The sequence below is a fragment of the Gemmatimonadaceae bacterium genome (assembly GCA_036003045.1).
Lineage (GTDB): Bacteria > Gemmatimonadota > Gemmatimonadetes > Gemmatimonadales > Gemmatimonadaceae > JAQBQB01.
On the sequence record DASYSS010000046.1, the window covers coordinates 62379 to 81515 of the forward strand.

18 protein-coding genes are annotated in these 19137 nt (G+C 66.5%); 15 read left to right on the forward strand and 3 right to left on the reverse strand.

What is annotated here, in order from left to right; genetic code table 11:
* Window positions 1-22 precede the first annotated feature (22 nt).
* Genes VGQ44_11755 through VGQ44_11825 form a run of 15 tightly spaced genes read left to right on the forward strand, consistent with a single transcriptional unit; the run spans window position 23 to window position 14497 of the window.
* Window positions 23-970 (forward strand): hypothetical protein, encoded by a 948-nt coding sequence (locus tag VGQ44_11755; GenBank protein HEV8447492.1) that lies wholly within the window; start codon window positions 23-25, stop codon window positions 968-970.
* Window positions 967-3357, forward strand: coding sequence for a carbamoyltransferase HypF (gene hypF, locus VGQ44_11760; GenBank protein ID HEV8447493.1), 2391 nt, complete (start codon window positions 967-969; stop codon window positions 3355-3357). Before VGQ44_11755 ends, hypF begins: the two co-directional genes overlap by 4 nt.
* On the forward strand, window positions 3326-3604 hold the full coding sequence (gene hypC / locus VGQ44_11765) for a HypC/HybG/HupF family hydrogenase formation chaperone (GenBank protein ID HEV8447494.1): 279 nt from the start codon (window positions 3326-3328) through the stop codon (window positions 3602-3604). Before hypF ends, hypC begins: the two co-directional genes overlap by 32 nt.
* Window positions 3601-3846: a HypC/HybG/HupF family hydrogenase formation chaperone gene (locus tag VGQ44_11770; protein HEV8447495.1), complete on the forward strand. Its 246-nt coding sequence runs from the start codon at window positions 3601-3603 to the stop codon at window positions 3844-3846. The genes hypC and VGQ44_11770 overlap by 4 nt, the downstream gene beginning before the upstream one ends.
* Window positions 3843-4976 carry a hydrogenase formation protein HypD gene (gene hypD, locus VGQ44_11775; protein HEV8447496.1) on the forward strand — a complete coding sequence of 378 codons (1134 nt, stop codon included), beginning with the start codon at window positions 3843-3845 and terminating at the stop codon, window positions 4974-4976. Before VGQ44_11770 ends, hypD begins: the two co-directional genes overlap by 4 nt.
* Window positions 4973-6094, forward strand: coding sequence for a hydrogenase expression/formation protein HypE (hypE, locus tag VGQ44_11780; GenBank protein HEV8447497.1), 1122 nt, complete (start codon window positions 4973-4975; stop codon window positions 6092-6094). The genes hypD and hypE overlap by 4 nt, the downstream gene beginning before the upstream one ends.
* 14 nt (window positions 6095-6108) lie before the next feature.
* On the forward strand, window positions 6109-6444 hold the full coding sequence (locus VGQ44_11785) for a hydrogenase maturation nickel metallochaperone HypA (GenBank protein ID HEV8447498.1): 336 nt from the start codon (window positions 6109-6111) through the stop codon (window positions 6442-6444).
* A 34-nt stretch (window positions 6445-6478) separates the two neighbouring features.
* Window positions 6479-7537 (forward strand): hypothetical protein, encoded by a 1059-nt coding sequence (locus VGQ44_11790; GenBank protein ID HEV8447499.1) that lies wholly within the window; start codon window positions 6479-6481, stop codon window positions 7535-7537.
* A 13-nt stretch (window positions 7538-7550) separates the two neighbouring features.
* Complete coding sequence (locus VGQ44_11795) at window positions 7551-9341, forward strand: nickel-dependent hydrogenase large subunit (GenBank protein HEV8447500.1); 1791 nt, start codon at window positions 7551-7553, stop codon at window positions 9339-9341.
* A complete protein-coding gene (locus tag VGQ44_11800) occupies window positions 9338-10327 on the forward strand; it encodes a DUF5947 family protein (protein ID HEV8447501.1) in 990 nt (329 codons plus the stop codon). Before VGQ44_11795 ends, VGQ44_11800 begins: the two co-directional genes overlap by 4 nt.
* Window positions 10291-10524 (forward strand): hypothetical protein, encoded by a 234-nt coding sequence (locus tag VGQ44_11805; GenBank protein HEV8447502.1) that lies wholly within the window; start codon window positions 10291-10293, stop codon window positions 10522-10524. Before VGQ44_11800 ends, VGQ44_11805 begins: the two co-directional genes overlap by 37 nt.
* Window positions 10521-11555, forward strand: a complete 1035-nt coding sequence (locus VGQ44_11810; GenBank protein ID HEV8447503.1) for a hypothetical protein — start codon at window positions 10521-10523, stop codon at window positions 11553-11555. The genes VGQ44_11805 and VGQ44_11810 overlap by 4 nt, the downstream gene beginning before the upstream one ends.
* Window positions 11552-12541 carry a hydrogenase maturation protease gene (locus VGQ44_11815; protein HEV8447504.1) on the forward strand — a complete coding sequence of 330 codons (990 nt, stop codon included), beginning with the start codon at window positions 11552-11554 and terminating at the stop codon, window positions 12539-12541. The genes VGQ44_11810 and VGQ44_11815 overlap by 4 nt, the downstream gene beginning before the upstream one ends.
* Window positions 12542-12551: 10 nt before the next feature.
* Window positions 12552-13250, forward strand: a complete 699-nt coding sequence (hypB, locus tag VGQ44_11820; GenBank protein ID HEV8447505.1) for a hydrogenase nickel incorporation protein HypB — start codon at window positions 12552-12554, stop codon at window positions 13248-13250.
* Window positions 13247-14497, forward strand: coding sequence for an SIS domain-containing protein (locus VGQ44_11825; GenBank protein ID HEV8447506.1), 1251 nt, complete (start codon window positions 13247-13249; stop codon window positions 14495-14497). Before hypB ends, VGQ44_11825 begins: the two co-directional genes overlap by 4 nt.
* Before the next feature lie 25 nt (window positions 14498-14522).
* Here VGQ44_11825 and VGQ44_11830 read toward each other — a convergent pair whose 3' ends face one another.
* The 3 genes from VGQ44_11830 to VGQ44_11840 all read right to left on the reverse strand — a co-directional run bounded on the left by VGQ44_11830 (window position 14523) and on the right by VGQ44_11840 (window position 19041).
* A complete protein-coding gene (locus tag VGQ44_11830; GenBank protein ID HEV8447507.1) occupies window positions 14523-15104 on the reverse strand; it encodes a ferritin-like domain-containing protein in 582 nt (193 codons plus the stop codon).
* 198 nt (window positions 15105-15302) lie between these two features.
* Window positions 15303-17102 (reverse strand): translation elongation factor 4, encoded by a 1800-nt coding sequence (gene lepA, locus VGQ44_11835; protein ID HEV8447508.1) that lies wholly within the window; start codon window positions 17100-17102, stop codon window positions 15303-15305.
* Between the two features lie 289 nt (window positions 17103-17391).
* A complete protein-coding gene (locus VGQ44_11840; GenBank protein HEV8447509.1) occupies window positions 17392-19041 on the reverse strand; it encodes a hypothetical protein in 1650 nt (549 codons plus the stop codon).
* Window positions 19042-19137: the final 96 nt, after the last annotated feature.

Genomic DNA, 19137 nt, shown 5'->3' on the forward strand with positions numbered 1-19137 from the left:
GTTCTCGACAAGTACCTGGGAAATGGTTCTCGCCTTGGTCGTCGTCGTCGCGTGCTTGCACGCCGTAGCGGGGCTGCTCGTGGCGGCCGCCGAGCCGCAGTGGCCGATGATCGTCGGTTTCGCCGGTGTTGCGTACACGTTGGGCATGCGACACGGCTTCGACGCCGACCACATCGTTGCCATCGACGGGACCACGCGACAGCTCCTCGCGCGAAACCGAAGCGCGAACGGCGTCGGCTTCTATTTCTCGCTCGGTCACTCCACCGTCGTTCTTCTTCTCGTCCTTTGGCTCGCGCGCGCGACTGAACCGGCGCGCGCTTCTTCGTGGCCGCTGCTCCGCGCGCTCGGTGGGCAGATCGGACTTGCGACGTCGTCGGCCTTCATGCTCGTAATGGCGGTGCTCAACGCGCTCATCGTGCGCGACACGTTACGCGCCATGCGTGGTGGGCGAGGCGCGCCGACGACGAGTCCGGGCGGCCCAATGGCGCGCCTCTTCGGCCGAGTTCTGCGGCTCGTCCGGCGCGCGCCGGAGATGTATGTCATCGGATTTCTCTTCGGCTTGAGCTTCGACACCGCGTCGGAGATCGCGCTGCTCGCGATCGCGGCGAGCGCGGCGGCTCACGCTCTGCCGCTCCGTGCGGTTCTCGTGCTCCCGCTTTCATTCGCCGCTGGAATGGCGCTCGTCGACACCGCGGAAGGAATGTTCATGCTCCGCGCATACGCCTGGGCGCAGCGCGAGCCCGCCCGGCGCGCTCGATACAACCTCGTCGTCACCGGACTTACCGCCGTAGCGGCGACCGTGATCGCGGCCCTCGAGCTCAGTGGCGCGGCGGGACTTGCCACGATTGGATCGACCAGCTTCGCGACCGTCGGCCTCGCCGTGGTGACAGCCTTCCCGCTGATTTGGCTCTGCGCCGCATTGTACGCACGCCTGCGCACCATGCGCGCGCCAAGCGAGGGCAAACCGTGACGGGCTTCGCCACGACGCAGGCCGTGCCTGTCACATCTCGCCGCGTGCGCGTCGACGTGCGCGGCACGGTGCAGGGCGTCGGTTTCCGACCGTTCGTGTTTCGGCTGGCCAGGGCCCTCGCGCTGAGCGGTTTCGTCCGCAACGGTCCGGGCGGAGTCACGATCGAGTTGGAGGGAGACGACCGGGCCATCGACCGCTTTCTCTCGCGACTGGTGCGCGAGGCGCCGAAACACGCGCGCGTTGGTCGCGTCAGCGTCGAGGAGATCGCGAGCATCGGCGATCACGAATTCGTGGTCGCCACGAGCGGCGAACAGGGAACCGCGGCGGCGTTGCTGCCGCCCGACCTCTGCACCTGTTCCGACTGTCTGCGCGAGCTCTTCGATCCGGCGGACCGCCGATATCGCTACCCATTCATCAACTGCACGGCGTGCGGCCCACGCTTCACCATCGCTCGGCGCGTTCCTTACGACCGGTCGTCGACGACGATGGCCGCGTTCACGATGTGCCCGCAGTGCCAGGCCGAGTACGATGATCCCGCCGACAGGCGTTTTCACGCTCAGCCGAACGCGTGCCCGCGCTGCGGTCCAAAGGTGTCGCTGCGCGATCCGCGGGGAGTGGTCGTGTCGGCGGGGCCATCCGATGCAATCGCCGGCGCGGCCGCCGCGATACGAGACGGCGCCATCGTCGCGGTCAAAGGACTCGGCGGCTACCACCTCGCGTGTCGCGCCGACAACGCGTCGGCGGTCGCGCGTCTTCGCCGCCGAAAGCAGCGCGACGACAAGCCGTTCGCGCTCATGGCCGCCGACCTCGACGCCGCGCGAAGGCTCGTCAGACTCGACGACGCCGAGGCGGACCTCCTGACGAGCGACGCCCGTCCGATCGTCATCGCGCGCGCCGAGCCGGGTGCTCTCGTCGCCGAGCTCGTCGCTCCGGCGCGCGATGAGTTGGGCGTGATGCTGCCGTACACGCCGCTTCATCATCTGCTCGTCGCCGACGCCGACGGCGCGTTGGTGATGACGAGTGGAAACGTGAGCGACGAGCCGATCGCGTTTCGCGACGACGACGCCGTACACCGGCTCTCCGCCATTGCCGATTTGTTCTTGTCCCACGACCGGCCGATCGAAGCCGCGTGCGAGGACTCGGTCGTGCGCGTCGTGACCGTCGCCGAGCGCCGACAGCCGCTCTTCATTCGGCGATCGCGCGGCTTCGTGCCGCAACCGATACCCGTCCCGCTGAGCTCGAATGAAACGATTCTGGCCACCGGCGGACAACTCAAGAACACGGCCTGTGTCGTCAGGCACTCCGAGGCGATCGTCGGTCCGCACGTCGGCGACCTCGACGACATGAGCTCCCTCGTCGCCTTTTCTCGGGGAGTCGACCATCTCGCCCAGTTGATCGGCGCGCCACCGGCGATCGTCGCTCATGATCTGCACCCCGACTACGCGTCGACGCGCTATGCGCTCGACCGCGGCGAGCTCGAGCCGATCGCGGTACAGCATCATCACGCGCACTTCGCGGCGTGCCTCGCGGAGCACGGCGAGACCGGCCCGGCGATAGGACTCGTCTTCGACGGAGCGGGCTTGGGCGCCGACGGCAGGATCTGGGGTGGAGAGATCCTCTACGGCGACATCGGACATTCGATTCGCATCGGGCATCTCCGTGCCGTGCGCATGCCGGGAGGGGAGAGCGCCGTACGCGAGCCGTGGCGAATGGCCTGCGCGTGGTTGACCGACGCGTTTGGCGTCGAGCCGGCGATTCCCGCGCCGCTGCGCGAGACGGTGGCGCCGGAGCAATGGCGCGCCGTGAGTCGTCTGGCTCTCGCCGGTCCGTTGCCGGTTACGACCAGTGTTGGGCGGTTGCTCGACGCATGCGCCGCGATGAGCGGAGTCCGCTCGCGCGTCACGTACGAGGCGCAAGCCGCGATCGAGTTCGAGGCGGCTGCAAAGGCTCATCGCCGCGCGCGTGCGCGGCGCGGCGGATCGCCGAGCGCCGGCGTGTACGAAAACTCGATCGTGATTGAGAAGATCGACGACCAGCTCGTCATCGATCCGCGCGAACTCGTCCGTGCGGTATACGACGACGTACGCGACGGTCGTGAGGCGGGCGACATCGCATCGAGCGTGCACGGCGGTCTTGTTTATGCAGCACGGCTAGTCGCCGAACTCGGAGCGGAGGTTCGCGGTTCGCGCACGATCGCACTCTCGGGTGGCGTGTTTCAGAACACGCTGTTGCTCGAGGAGCTCGCCCTCGCGTTGACCGCGAGCGGCCATCGCGTTCTCGTGCCGCGCCTCCTGCCGCCGAACGATGGCGGTTTGTCCTATGGCCAAGCAGTCGCGGCCGCGTGGCGGAGGAAGAATGTGTCTCGCGATTCCGGGCCAAATCGTTGATGTCGTCGACGCGGAGCGCCGGCTCGCCCGCGTCGACGTTGCCGGGGTTCGACGCACCATCAACGTCGCGCTGCTCGACGGGGCGCCCGTCGCGGTCGCCAGCGGTGACTGGGTGCTGATTCACGTCGGCTTCGCGATCTCGCGTGTGGACGAAAGCGAGGCGTTGGCGACGCTCGAATTGCTCGAGCGAATGGGTGCCGAGTATCAGCAAGAGGTGAACGAAATCCGGGCGAGCGTCCGCGAATGACGGTGCGCCGCGACGTCGACTGCGAAGACCTCGCGCACTGCATCACCTGCTCGGATGAGGCGAATCGAATGCGCGTGCTCTCCGTCGACGCCGACGGCGCGATCGCCGTCTGCGTCGACGACGAAGGTCGGCAGTCCGAGGTGATGCTCGCGCTGACGCCGGAGGCGAAACCGGGAGTCGAGGTGCTCGTGCACGCGGGCGTCGCGCTGTCGTTGGCGTCGAGAGTCGAGGGAAATCCATGAGATTCGTCGACGAATTCAGAAACGCCGAGCTTGGCGCCCGACTGGCGGACCAGATCTCGGCGGTCGCCGATCCATCGCGCCATTACAAGATCATGGAGGTCTGCGGCGGCCACACGCACACGATCTATCGATACGGCGTGGCCGACCTGCTCCCCGCGAACGTCGAGCTCGTGCACGGTCCGGGTTGCCCGGTCTGCGTCATCCCGATGGGCCGCGTCGACGACGCGATCGCGATCGCTCGGCAGCCGGGTGTCATTCTCACCTGCTTCGGCGACATGATGCGCGTGCCTGGCGGCAGGGGCTCGCTCACGGAAGCGAAGGCGGCCGGCGCCGACGTGCGGATGGTCTACTCGCCTCTCGACGCGCTGCGCATCGCGCAGGCGAACCGCGGCCGCGAAGTCGTCTTTTTCGCCGTGGGGTTCGAGACGACCGCGCCGTCCACGGCGCTCACGATTCTTCGCGCGCAGGCGGAGCGCGTCTCCAACTTCACGGTGTACTCGAACCACGTCACGATCGTACCGCCGATTCGCGCGCTGCTCGAGTCGCCCGATCTACGGCTCGACGCGTTCATCGGTCCGGGCCACGTCTGCACGGTGGTCGGCGCGCGGCCCTTCCACTTCATCGCCGCCGAGTACCGAAAGCCGGTCGTCATCTCCGGCTTCGAGCCGCTCGATGTGCTGCAATCGGCGTACATGATCCTCCGCCAGTTGGCCGAGGGACGGTGCGAGGTGGAGAACCAGTACACGCGCGTCGTGCCGGCCGAAGGCAACGCCGCGGCGTTCCGCGTGCTCGCCGACGTCTTCGAGCTCCGACCGCACTTCGAGTGGCGCGGACTCGGCTTCATCTCGCAGAGCGCACTCAAGATCTCGCCCAAGTACGCGATGTTCGACGCCGAGCTGCGGTTCTCGGTGCCTGGCGTGCGGATCGCCGATCCCAAGGCGTGTCAGTGCGGTGAGGTGCTGAAAGGCGTCATCAAGCCGTGGGAGTGCAAGGTGTTCGGCACCGCGTGCACACCCGAGCACCCGATCGGCACCTGCATGGTGTCGAGCGAAGGGGCGTGCGCGGCCTACTACAACTTCGGACGCTTGACGCGTCGCCCGCGCGGACGACCGGCAGAGATGGTCTCATGACCGCCACGCGCATCACGCCGGCCAACGGCTCGATCGTCGACGAGCGAGAGCGGGAAGCCCTCGACAAGATCGCGCGAGCGCGCGCCGTGGCGTTGCGCGCTCCCAAGTTTCTCGACGAACGAATCACGATGGCCCACGGCGCCGGCGGAAAAGCCACGGCGTCGCTGGTCGGCGGCTTGTTCGCGCCGGCGTTCGCCTCGCCGTCGCTCGCGTTGCTCGACGACGCCGGCGCGATATCGGTCGACGGCGTCGGCCTCGCGGTCACCACCGACAGTTTCGTTGTCCGCCCGCTTCGATTCCCTGGCGGCTCGATCGGCGAGCTGGCGGTGAACGGAACGGTGAACGACCTCGCGATGGTCGGCGCTCGTCCGCTCGGCATCACGATCGCGATGGTATTGGAAGAGGGACTGTCCACCGACGTGCTTCGCGAAGAGGTCGCCGCCATCGCTCGCGCGGCGAACGTCGCCGGCGTGGAGATCATCGCCGGTGACACGAAGGTCGTCGAGCGCGGTCACGCGGATCGCATGTACATCTGCACGACGGGTGTCGGCCGGCGCGATCAGCGCGCCGGACTATCGCCCGCGGGGCTGCGCCCCGGCGATCGCGTCATCGTCTCGGGCTTCATCGGCGAGCACGGCATGGCCATCATGCTCGCGCGCGGCGAGTTCGAGCTCGACTCGGAGATTCTGAGCGACACACGGCCCTTGTGGCCGGCCGCCGACGCACTGCTCGACCTCGGAGGCGATCTGCGCTGCATGCGCGACGCGACGCGCGGCGGCGTCGCGACGGTGCTCAACGAGCTGGCCGTCGCGTCGAGCGTGAGCATCGTCGTCGACGAGGGCCGCGTCCCGGTTCGCTCGGCCGTCACCGGCGCCTGCGAGCTACTCGGTATGGACCCGATGTACGTCGCGAACGAAGGCACGTTCGTCGCCGTCGTTGCACCGGAGACCGCGGACCGGGCTCTGTCACTGCTCAGGCAGATCCCCGGCTCGGAAAGCGCGACGGTCATCGGTACGGTGACCACCGACGCGACCGGCATGGTGCTGGTGAACACCGCGTTCGGCGGCCGGCGCGTGATGGATCTACTGGTCGGCGATCCGCTGCCGCGGATCTGTTGACCGAGGCCGCGCCGATGCACGAGCTCGCGATCGCGGACGCGGTGGTGTCGATGCTCGCGGAACAGACCACGGGTCAACGCGTGTCGCGGGTCGGAATGCGCATCGGCCACTTGCGCCAGGTCGTCCCGTCGTCGCTCCGCTTCAGTTTCGCGCTCGTCGCGAAGGACACGCCGCTCGACGGCGCTGAGCTCGAGATCGAGCCGGTGCCGGCGGCGGTGTGGTGCGCGACGTGCGCCGTCGAGAGCGAGCCACACGCGTTCCCGCTCGTGTGCGACCGATGTCGGACGACGGACGTGCGAGTCACGAGGGGTGAGGAGATGCTGGTCGATTGGATTGAAACGGAGGAATGACGAAATGCCGTTGACGGGGAACGGGGCGCCGCCGATGCCCACGGGCCAAAAGGGCGATGCGACCAAAGGTGTGACCGAGCTTCACGTCTTGTGGATCTCCGAAGGCATGAGTTGCGACGGCGACACCGTGTCGATCACGGCGGCCTCCCAGCCGAGCCTGGAGGACGTGCTGCTCGGGTTGGTGCCCGGCCTTCCGAAGGTGCACCTCCACAACAAGGTGCTCGCGACGGAAACGGGCGACGACTACATGGTCCCGTTCTGGCAGGCCGCGCGAGGCGAGCTGCCGACGCCGTTCGTTCTCGTGATCGAAGGCTCGATTCCGAACGAGAAGATCGACGGCGACGGCTACTGGACCGGATTCGGCGTCGACCCGGCGACCGGGCAACCGAAGAAGCTCACGACTTGGATCGACGAGCTCGCGCCGCGCGCCTGGGGCGTGGTCGCCGTCGGCACGTGCGCGACGTACGGCGGCATTCACGCGATGGCCGGCAATCCGACGGGCTGCATGGGCCTCGCCGACTATCTCGGTTGGGATTTTCGCTCGGCGGGCGGTCTACCGATCGTCAACGTGCCGGGCTGTCCGGTGCAGCCCGACAACTTCATGGAGACGCTGCTCTGGCTTCTCTATCAGGCCGCGGGTAAGTCGCCCACGATCCCGCTCGACGAATGTTTGAGACCGACGTGGCTCTTCGGCAAGACGGTTCACGAAGGCTGCGACCGCGCGGGCTACTACGAGCAAGGCGATTTCGCGCGCGACTACACGTCGCCGAAGTGTCTCGTGAAGGCCGGCTGCTGGGGCCCGGTCGTGAACTGCAACGTCACCAAGCGCGGTTGGATGAACAACCTCGGCGGCTGCCCGAACGTGGGCGGCATTTGCATCGGCTGCACGATGCCGGGATTTCCCGACAAGTTCATGCCCTTCATGGATGAGCCGCCGGGTGCCGTGGTGTCGACCGGCGTCGCGACGAGTTGGGGTGGCGTGCTTCGTCGACTGCGCGCGATCACGAACAACACGGTCAATCACGAGCCGAAGTGGCGTCACAACCGCGGCGAGCTCACGACCGGATTCAACCCGCGCTACATGAACCGCTAGAGGAGAGGCAGCGATGGCAACCGCGACGCGGGAACCCGTGGGCACGAAGAAGCGCAACCTGGTCGAGATGCACTGGGATCCGATCACCCGGATCGTCGGCAATCTCGGTATCTACACGAAAATAGACTTCGAGAATCGTGAAGTCGCGGAGTGCTACAGCACGTCGTCGATGTTCCGTGGCTACAGCGTGTTCATGAAGGGAAAGGATCCGCGCGACGCTCACTTCATCACGAGCCGCATCTGCGGGATCTGCGGCGATAATCACGCGACGTGCTCGGTATACGCCCAGAACATGGCCTATGGCGTCAAGCCGCCGCCGCTTGCCGAGTGGATCATCAACCTCGGCGAAGCCGCCGAGTACATGTTCGACCACACGATCTTCCAGGACAACCTGGTGTTCGTCGACTACTGCGAGCAGATGGTGAAGGAAACGAATCCGTCACTGCTCGCCAAAGCGGAAAAGACGGCGGCTCCGCACGCCGACATCCACGGGTTCCGCACGATCGCCGACATCATGCGCGCCTTCAACCCGTTTACCGGGCCGATGTACCTCGAGGCGCTCCAGGTGAGCCGCACGACGCGCGAGATGATCTGCCTCATGGAAGGCAGACACGTGCATCCGTCGACGCTGTATCCCGGCGGCGTGGGCACCGTCGCGTCGCCGCAGGTATTCAGCGACTACTTCGTGCGCCTGATTCGCACGCTGGATTTCGTGAAGCGAGCCGTGCCTCTCAACGACGATCTGTTCGACTTCTTTTACGACGCGCTGCCGGGCTACGAGAAGGTCGGCCTCCGGCGCACCCTGCTGGGATGCTGGGGCTCGTTCCAAAACCCGGACGTCTGCGACTACGACTATCGGCGAATGACCGAGTGGGGGCGGGCGATGTACGTGACGCCCGGCGTCGTCGTCGACGGCAAGCTCGTCACGACCGATCTCGTCGACATCAACCTCGGCATCCGGATTCTGCTCGGCAGCTCGTACTACGACGACTGGGAGCAGGAGACGATGTTCGTCACGCACGACCCGTTGGGAAACCGTGTGGACCGGCGGCATCCGTGGAACCAGACCACGCTGCCGCATCCGCAAAAACGCGACTTCGACGGCAAGTACAGCTGGGTGATGAGCCCGCGGTGGCACGACAGCCGGACAGACACGCTCCTCGCGCTCGATACCGGCGGCGGCGCGTTGGCGCGGCTGTGGGCGACCGCTCTCGCCGGTCTCGTCGACACGCCGTTCGTCAAGGCGACGGGGAACAGCGTGCGCATCCTACTCCCGAAGAGCGCCAAGTTCCCGGAGATGGAGTTCGAGTGGAAGGTGCCGCAGTGGGCGAACACGATCGAGCGTGATCGCGCGCGGATCTACTTCGTCGCTTACGCGGGTGCGCTCGCCGTCTTCTTCTACGAGAAGGCGATGGAGGAAGTGCGAGCCGGCCGGACGCGGACGTTCACCGACTTCGACGTACCGGAAGAAGGCTTCGGCTGCGGATTCCACGAAGCCGTGCGGGGCGTGTTGTCGCACCATCTCGTGATCCGCGACAAGAAGATCGCGAACTACCACCCGTATCCGCCCACGCCGTGGAACGCCAGCCCGCGCGACAGCTACGGCACGCCCGGGCCGTACGAAGACGCGGTGCAGGGACTGCCGATCTTCGAGGAGAACGGGCGGGAGGGCTTCAAGGGCATCGACATCATGCGCACGGTGCGAAGCTTCGATCCGTGCCTGCCGTGCGGCGTGCACATGTACGTCGGCGGCGGCAAGACGATCGATCTGGTGCACTCGCCGATGGCCGGCCTCACCGGATGACGGTCCGCCTCGACGACGTCGCCGCGCAGGCGACCGCCCACTCACTCGAGGAAACGCTCGCCGAGCTCGAGGGCGAGCCGGATTCGCGCGCGCGGTCGCTCGCCATGGACGCCATCGACGCGCTGATGCTGTTGTACGGCGAAGGTCTCGCCCGCGTCGTGGTCGCGCACCGCGACGGGCCGGGTCGCGTCGACGACGTCTTGAACGGGAAGGACGACGTCGTCACGCAGCTGCTGGCGATCCACGATCTCTTGCCTCGCTCGGCGCACCCGCCGTCGCTCGTGCAGCTGGCGCGGCGTCGCGACCCTGCCGAAGAGGACGAGAAGACGCTTTTCCGTGGCGACGAGCATGCCGATGAGAAATGTCAGTTGTGCTCGGCGCCGATCCCGAGCGATCATCGCCATCTGATCGACATCGAGCGACGAGAGATCGCCTGCGCCTGCGCCGCGTGCGCGATTCTGTTCGACGGACGCGCGGCCGCCGGCGGCCGATATCGCCTCGCGCCGCGACGCTATCGGTCGCTCGATGGATCGCTGCTCGACGGCGGTCTGTGGGAACGCCTCGAGCTCCCCGTCGACGTGATCTTCATGTTTTTCAGCTCGACGGCCAACCGGCCCGTCGCATTCTACCCCGGGCCGATGGGAACGACGGAATCGTCGCTGCCGCTGCCCGCGTGGCAGGAGATCGCCGCTCGGAGTCCGGTCCTCGAGACGCTGGAGCCCGACGTCGAGGCGGTGCTCGTACGGCGAACGCGCGGCGCACGCGACTACTGGATCGTGCCGGTCGACGAATGCTATCGGCTCGCCGGAGCGATGCGCGTCACGTGGCAGGGCATCTCCGGCGGCGACGCGATGCGCGACACCGTCGACGCGTTTTTCCGGCGGCTCAATCGTCGCGACGAGAATCGCGGCACGCAATCCATCAACAAGAGCGCACCCGCGGAGGCCACATGGTCGACAACGAGAGGCAAATGGGCGACAACGTGAGGACGGGCAGGGCAGACGTCGATCCCGACGCTCCATCGCACGTCGCGGGCATCAACGAGGGCAACACGCGCGGAAACTACGAAAAGCAGGCCGGCCATCTCGCCGACGGCCGCTCCAACGCCGAACGGTCCACCGGAATCAACCCAAAGGCGCACGACGCGATCGATCCGTCGATGCCGAAGCTGTCGCCGCCATGACGGCCTACGCGCAGACGCCGGATCCGGTCGAGTCGATCACGCGCAGCGTGCTCTACGAAGGCTACATCCTGTGGCCGTATCGCCGGTCGGCTCTCAAGAATCAACGCCGTTGGACATTCGGCGGCGTCTATCCGCGCGCCTACAGCCGATCGGGCCACGACGATGATCCGTGGCTCATGCGCACTGAATGTCTGATCGCCGCCGAGCCTCACGCCGTGGTCGAGCTCGATGTCTCGATTCGCTTTCTTCACGTGGTCGAGCGCCGCGTGCTGCGACACGACATCAGTGGCGACCGATTCGTCGACTCGATCACGGTGGGCGGCGTCACCCATGTGTCGTGGCAGGAAGCGACCGAGCGCGTCGTCGCGCCGCCGGTGATCCGGCTTGGCGACGGCCCGGCGCACACCCCCATCGAGATCGACGCGGGGGAGCGGTCGGAGCCGATCGTCGACGCCGACGAATCGCTCGCCGGAACGATCGTCCGCCGCTGGCAGCCGCTCTCCGGCGCCGTCGACGTTTCCGCGGACCGCGTTTCCGAGGGAACGTGGAGGGTGCGCGTCGACGTATCGAACCGATCGGCATGGGCGGGCGAGTCGCGCGAGTTGACGCTGCTGCGCACCATGGCGTCGACGCACGCGCGGCTCTCCGTGCACGGCGGTGCGTTCGTCTCGCTCACCGACCCGCCTGACCCGTTCGCCGAGCTCGCCGCCGGTTGCAAGAACCTCGGAACGTGGCCGGTGCTCGTCGGCGACCCTCGTCGGCGCGACACGGTGCTGTCGTCGCCCATCATCCTTCCGGACTTTCCGTCTGTCGCGCCCGAGAGCCGAGGCGATTTCTTCGACGGCGCGGAGATCGATCAGCTGCTCGTGCTGAACGTGATGAGTCTGACCGACGAAGAGCAACGGCAGATGCGCGAGACCGATCCGCGCGCCCGTGAGATTCTCGACCGCTGCCGCGGCATGTCGCCCGACCAGCTTCTGCGGCTGCACGGTGTCACTCGTGAGCGTTCCTTCGCCGAGTCGAGACCATGAGCGAATCGAGCGGGTGGGAGCAGCTACGAGGGCCGAGTCCGACCGCGGTGATCGTGCGCGGGGTATGCATCGTGGTCGGATCTCGCATCCGCCTTCGTCCGAGTACCGGCGGCGACATCATGGACGTGGCGCTGTCCGGCCGACTCGCCCGCGTCGAGTCCATCGACGTCACGACGGACGGCGAGCCGCACTTCATCGTCACGGTGGACGACGACCCAGGGCTCGATTTCGGCGGCCGTCGGTACCTCGGCCACCGCTTCTTCTTCCGCTCCGACGAAATCGAGCCCATCGGCGGACCCGCCGCGCGGGCGGGGCACACTGTGGCTTCGGGGGATTGGCCGCGCGCGCGCGTGCTCGTCGCGGGCATCGGAAACATCTTCTTCGGCGACGACGCATTCGGCGTCGCCACGGCGCGCCGCCTCGCCGGCGACGCGTGGCCCGATGGCGTAGTGGTCCGGGACTTCGGGATTCGCGGCCTCGATCTGGCGTACGCGCTTCAAGAGGACTTCGCCGCGGCGGTGTTGATCGACGCACTGTCGCGCGGCGGCGAAGCGGGTTCCCTCCACGTACTCGAGCCCGACCTCGACGCCGACGCGACCGGCGAAACGCTCGACGCTCACGTGATGGATCCGGTCCGCGTGCTGCGACTCGCGCGGGCGCTCGGCCGCGTCCCGCCGACGCTCGTCATCGTCGGCTGCGAGCCGCTCACGATCGAGGGCGGCGAGGCGCTCGCCGACGACCTGGTCGCGCTGTCACCCCCGGTGCGAGCCGCGGTCGAACCGGCGGCCGCCGTCGTAAAACGGATCGTCCGAAATCTCACCTCAACCGAGCTCCATGGAGCGAAGGAGAATGGCGATGTCATCAGCGGCCTGGGCCTGGGTGATTCTCGGAATCGTCGTGGCCGTCCTGATCGTTTGGACGATTCTCATGCAAATCCCACAAATGCGCCGGTACTTTCGCATGAAGGCGATGTAGCGCAGCCTTGAGGAGATTCTCATGCACATGCAGCGAATTCGCGTCGTCCGGGAAGCCCTCGACGCCAACAACACGATTGCCCGCGCCAACCGGCTGGACTTCGATCGGGCCGGCGTCACCGTGGTGAACTTGATGAGCGCTCCGGGAGCCGGAAAAACGACGTTGCTCGAGCGCACGCTGGCGCGGTTCGAGGAGCGCGTCGGCGACGGCGCGCCGCGCATGGGCATCATCGAGGGCGACGTCCACGGCAATCTCGACGCACAGCGCCTCGCCGAGTTCCACGTCCCGGTCGTGCAGATCAACACCGACGGCGGCTTCGGCGGAGAGTGTCATCTCGACGCCAACATGATTCGGTCCGCTTTGCCGGCGATGCCGCTCGATACCATCGACTTGCTGATGATCGAGAACGTCGGAAACCTCGTGTGTCCGGCCGAATTCAAAGTCGGCGAGGATCACCGCGTCATGATCGCCGCGGTGACCGAGGGCGAGGACAAACCGATCAAGTACCCGCTGATGTTTCGCGCGTGCGAGCTCATCATCGTCAACAAGGTGGACCTCCTGCCGCACCTCGACGTCGACCTCTCCAGGCTGCTCGCCAACATCGCCGACGTGCATCCGGGCGTTCCGTGCATGTTGATGAGCGCCCACACGGGCGAGGGCATCGACGCCTGGTGCCAATGGCTCGTGTCCACGCCGCGCCCGCAGCCGGCGATGACATGACGACTTCGGCCGGCGTCGCCGAAGCGGTGGCGAACACGCCGCCGAGCGAGGTCGGCGGCGATCGCTCGCCCATCGCCGAAATGCTGGCGACGCGGGCCGCGTTGAACGCCGCGTTCTTCGCCGCCGAGTCGCAACGGATCGCCGAGCTGTGCGCGACGATGGCCGACCGCTTCGTCCGCGGCGGCCGGCTGATCGCGGTCGGCGCATCGCCGGCTGCGCGGTCCGACGCGCGGCACGTCGCCGTCGAGTTCATGCATCCCGTCATCGTCGGCAAGCGCGCGCTGCCGGCGATTGGCTTGACTGGCCTCATCGACGGCGCCGTGAACCGCTTGGCGGCGCTCGCTCGGCAGGACGACATCGTGATGTGTTTCGGCGGCGACGAAGGGCTCGAGGCGGCGTTGTCCGAATCGCTCGCCCTCTGCCGACGTCGCGGATGCCTCACGATCGCGTTCGAATCCCTCGGCGCCGAAGTCGAGCTCGAGCCGCCGAGCGACGATCCATTCGCGCGCCAGGAAAGCATCGAGACACTGTACCATGTGCTGTGGGAGCTCGTGCACGTGTTCTTCGAGCACGGCACGACGACGGCCAGCCCTGAAAATCACCCCGGCGGCTCGGCGTTTCTCTATCCATTCCTCGCTGGCGCGCCGACCGATCGGGCGGCCATTCTGCGTGACGTTTCCGCTTCGGTCGTCGCGAAGGCGCGTGACGTCAACGCGCTCCGCGGGCGCATGCTGGATGACCGCGGCGCCGCGATTCTCACCGAGGCGGCCCGCGATGTGGCCCGTCGTCTCGCGTCCGGCGGCAGCGTGTTCGCCTTCGGGAATGGCGGCTCGGCGACCGACGCGATGGATCTCGTCGCCGATTTGCGATGCCCGCCCCGGCACATGGCGGGTGGCCTGTCGCCGCGCCGCGCGCTCGACCTCACGGACGATGTTTCCATCGTCACCGCGCTGGCGAACGACGTGAGCGTCGACGTCATCTACGCGCGGCAGATTGCCGCGCTCGCCGGCCCGGAGGACATCGCCGTCGCGTTTTCCACGAGCGGAAGCTCACGCAACGTGATCGCCGCGCTCGACGAGGCGCGCCGCCGTGGCTCTCTGACCGTCGCTTTTACCGGGTACGACGGCGGACAGATCGCGCACGACGGGCACGCCGAACATGTGATCAACGCCCCGTCGCAGCACATCCCGCGCATTCAAGAGGCGCACGCGACGGGCTACCACATTCTTCGCACGCTGATCGGGTGAGAGGCTGGCCTCTCACCCGCGCTCGCTACGGTCTCAGTTCCGAATCGCGATCCCGGCCACCGCCGACGCCGCGTTCGCGGACGGGCTCCGACCGAATCTCGCGCTCGACGGCGATCCCTTTCTCGGCGTCGGGGTTCACAACGCTCTCGGCGATCTGCGTGAGCTTTTTGTTCGTCTCCCCTTCTTCATCGAGCGTCTGCTGGAGAAGCTCGGCATCTTCGTCGAACCCAAGCGCTCGCGCGAACGTCCGCGCGCAACCGTAGGCCGCCATCTCGTAATGCTCGACGCGCTGCGCCGCGGCGATGAGTCCCGCGTCGATCACATCTTGGTCGCCGTCGTCTTTGATGAACTCCTCGCCTTCCTTGAGCAGCCCCGCCATGCCTCTACACGTCTTGCCGTGCGGCGCTTCGTTCAGGCGCCGAGCGATCTGCTCCAGTCGCAGCGCGTGTTGTCGAGTCTGCTCCAAATGCTGCTGGAAACCATCGCGGAGCCTCACGTGCGAAGACTTGTCGATCAGCTTCGGCAACGCGTCCAGAATCTGACATTCGGCGCTGTAGAGGTCCTGAATCTGGTCGACGTACAAATCGCGCAGTGTTTCGAAAGCCATGGTCATGCCTCCGTCAGACGTGTGAGCGTCTGAGCGCTGCACGAACTAGACCGGTGGACGGGTGGACGGGTGGACGGGTGGACGGGTGGACGGGTGGACAGGTGGACGGGTCACCGCAGTTTCACCGGTCTACCGGTTTACCGGTCTACCGGTCTACCGGTCTACCGGTCTCCCGGTCTCCCGGTCCACCGGTCTCCGTCAATCCACCTGCAACACCGCCAGGAATGCCTCCTGCGGAATCTCGACGGCGCCGACCTGCTTCATGCGCTTCTTTCCTTCCTTCTGCTTCTCGAGAAGCTTGCGCTTGCGCGTGATGTCGCCGCCGTAACATTTCGCGAGGACGTCTTTGCGCAGCGCCTTGACCGTCGTGCGCGCGATGACCTTGTTGCCGATCGCCGCCTGGATCGCGACCTCGAACAACTGGCGCGGGATGAGCTCTTTCAGCTTGTCCGCGATCTTGCGCCCCCACTCGTACGCCTTGTCGCGGTGGATGATCACCGAGAACGCGTCCACTGGGTCGCCGTTGATCAGCATGTCCAGCCTGACGAGCGCGCTCTCACGATACTCGAGCATCTCGTAGTCGAGGCTGGCATAGCCTCGGCTGATCGTCTTCAGCTTGTCGAAGAAGTCGAGAATGATCTCCGACAGCGGAAACTCCCAGTCGAACTCGACGCGCGACGAGTCGAGGTACGTCATGTTCTTGTAGACGCCGCGGCGTTCCGTGCCGAGCGTCATGATGGGGCCGATGTAGTCGGCAGGCGCCATGATGCGCGCTTTGACGTACGGCTCCTCGATGCGGGCGATGATTCCCGGATCCGCAAGCTTCGACGGGCTTTCCAGCAGCTCCATCGTGCCGTCGGTGTGGTAGACGTGGTACTCGACGTTCGGCACCGTCGTCACCAAGGCTAGATCGAACTCGCGCTCCAACCGTTCCTGGACAATCTCCATATGGAGAAGCCCTAAAAAGCCGCAGCGGAATCCGAAGCCGAGTGCGGTGGAAGTCTCGGGCAGGTAGTGCAGGGAGGCGTCGTTGAGCTGAAGCTTCTCCAGCGCGTCGCGCAGCGTCTCGTACTGCGTCGTGTCCGTCGGGTAGAGTCCGGCGAACACCATCGAGTGCACGTCCTTGTAGCCGGGCAGCGGTTCGACCGCCGGCGCCGACGCGTCGATGATCGTGTCGCCGGCGCGCGTCTCTCGCACCGTTCGCACGTTCGCCACGACGTAGCCGACTTCACCGGGACCGAGCGAATCGCCCTCGACTTGGCGAAGCTGGTTGTATCCGACCTCGGCGACCTCGTACGACTCGCCCGAGCCGGCGGCGAATTTCACGAGCATCCCGGGGTGAATCGCTCCGTCCACGACGCGCACGCTGGCGATCGCGCCGCGATAGCGGTCGTAGTACGAATCGAAGATGAGCGCGCGCAGTGGGGCGGATGGGTCGCCGCGTGGAGCGGGGACCCTCGCGACGATGGCCTCGAGCAGCGCGTCGATGCCGACCCCTTCTTTCGCGCTCACTAGGAGAATCTCTTCGGGCCTCGCGCCGATGAGGTCGTGCACCTCCTGCTTGCGACGTTCCGGTTCCGCGCCGGGGAGATCGATCTTGTTGAGGACCGGAATGATCTCGAGTCCCGCGTCCAGCGCGAGAAACAGGTTCGACAGCGTCTGCGCTTGAATTCCCTGCGACGCGTCGACGACGAGGATCGCCCCCTCGCACGCGGCGAGCGAGCGGGACACCTCATAGGTGAAGTCCACGTGCCCCGGCGTGTCGATCAGGTTGAGCTCGTACGCCTCGCCGTTGGCCGTGGTGTGCGTCATCCGCACGGCGTTGAGCTTGATCGTGATGCCGCGTTCACGCTCCAGGTCGAGCGTGTCGAGCACCTGGTCCTTCATTTCACGCTTCTGCAGCGTCCCGGTCGCTTCGATGAGCCGGTCGGCCAGCGTGGACTTGCCGTGGTCGATGTGCGCGACGATACAGAAGTTGCGAATGTGGTCGAGCTTCAAAATTCAGACTCGTCGCGTCGGGGAAGCGGTCCGAAACCACTAGGTGAAAGAGCACGGCGCGCGCCCGGGGTCGTGCGCGCGTGTGAAACCTATTGATGTTCACGCCTTTTCGGTCGTGTCCGGCTCGGCTCGGGCTGTCGGGTCGCGTTCACGGAGGAGAGTCGCGGGACGCCGCGACGAGTCGGGAAGCGACAAGCCTTCGCCGGCGAAAATTGACCGAGCCAAAAAGAAAACGGGCCGCCACGTGGCAGCCCGTTCCCCCCTTTCCCCCAACCAGCAACTAGACCAGCTAGTTCTTTCCCGGCGGCTTCCCGGTCGACGAAGACGATGCCGGTGGCGGCGATGCCGGTGGCGGCGATGCTGGGGCGCTGCGCGGAGCAGACGGCGCCTCGACTCGCATCGGCGGCGGGGACGGCGCCGGCGACGACATGCGCGGCGTCTCCATTCGTGGCGCTTCGACCCTCGGCGCAGGCGCCGGGGCCATATGCGGCGATTCCGTGCGCGGCGACTCAACTCGCTGCTGCGGCGCGGCGCGAGGCGCGTCGCTGGACGGCGTGTAACGCGCACCCGTGTTGGGCGCTTCGTAGCCGCGAGCGCTCGGCGCACGACGCGCATTCGCGTCTTCGCTGCCCGCGTTCGTTTGCGACCGCGAATCGTTGTTGCCGTTGCCGCGAATCACCATGCCGCCCGTCTGGAAACCGTTGCCGGCATCGTGCGCGCGGCGCTCAGGACCGACCGTGCGAGGCGCGAGAACTTCGGCGCCGACCGGATCCTGGTGCGACACGAGGCCGCGCGTCCGGTACTGCGGCGAACCGTCTTCAGGCGCGAGCGCCATGTGCGATCCGTTCGCTCCGCCGACGTCGGTCGCGCTACCCGGTGCGAGGCGCATCGGTCCCGGCTGCGGCGTGTGCGGCCGATTCGGAATCTGATTGATGCCGATCAGACGGGTGCCTGGGTTCGCCGTGGGCGGATTCTGCGCGATGACCCCCCAACCGTAGCCGTATCCACGGGGGCGGTAACCAAAGGGCGACGTCCCGGCCTGGTAGTAGCAATCGAACCCCGAGTCGTACAGATACTGAGCTCCGCGCCACCAGAACGGCTGGCCGTATCCGTACAGGTAGACCGGATTGAACGAGCTCAGACCGAACGGCGTCGAGGCGAAGCCGTACGAGAAGCCATAGCCAAATCCGCTACACATCTGCGCCCCGTACACGTCGTTGAGCGCCGCGAAAGCCGACCGACCGCCGTAGATCGTTTGAGTGTCACGAATGTTCGCGAATCGAACCGTGTAGCTCGACGCGTTCGTTCCAGCAAGCAGCGCGGCCAACTCGTAAACGGCAGGACGGGGGTCCTTCATGAAGTTGGCGTCGTCGATGTCGAACGAATCCCAGTAGCCGCCAGTCGAGAATTTCTCGAAGTGCATCGGCTGCCACGATGCGATCACGAAGACCCAACCGAGACCGCCGTTGTACGAATCGTTGACGGCCCGGGCGTCGAGGCGGGGCATTCCTGGTGAGAATCGCGCCCGGTACTGGTCCACGAATCCGCCGAAGAACTGCGCCGTCTGATAGGACGCGCGGCCGTGAGTGAATCCGTTGTCGATCGGCGTCTCCGGGAACGAAATCCTCAATACGCCGTCGGCGTCGATGTGTCCGACGAGAACGTAGGCGTCGTCCTCGAGACGAAAATTCGCGCGCACGAGCTGCGAGCCCGCGGCGTTCTCCACCTCGGTATAGATCGAGACGCGAGGCCCCTCTTCATTCGCGTATCCGCCGCCTCTCGTCGCCGGCGACGATTCGCCGGCGCCCGATGGCGCCGCAGCCGTCGCCTGGTCCTGGCTGAACCAGGAGCTCGAGGGGGCGCCGCTCGAGGCGACGCACCCGGCGCTCGCCATCGCAACGGTGGTGATCGACGCGACAACTCGACGACGCGACATCATTCGCGACTCCCGCGAAAGAGAGGTGTATACAATTAAGCATACACAGGGTCGGCCGCGCAAGACCCAATTTTCCGGCGACTTCCTAATAGAACGCCC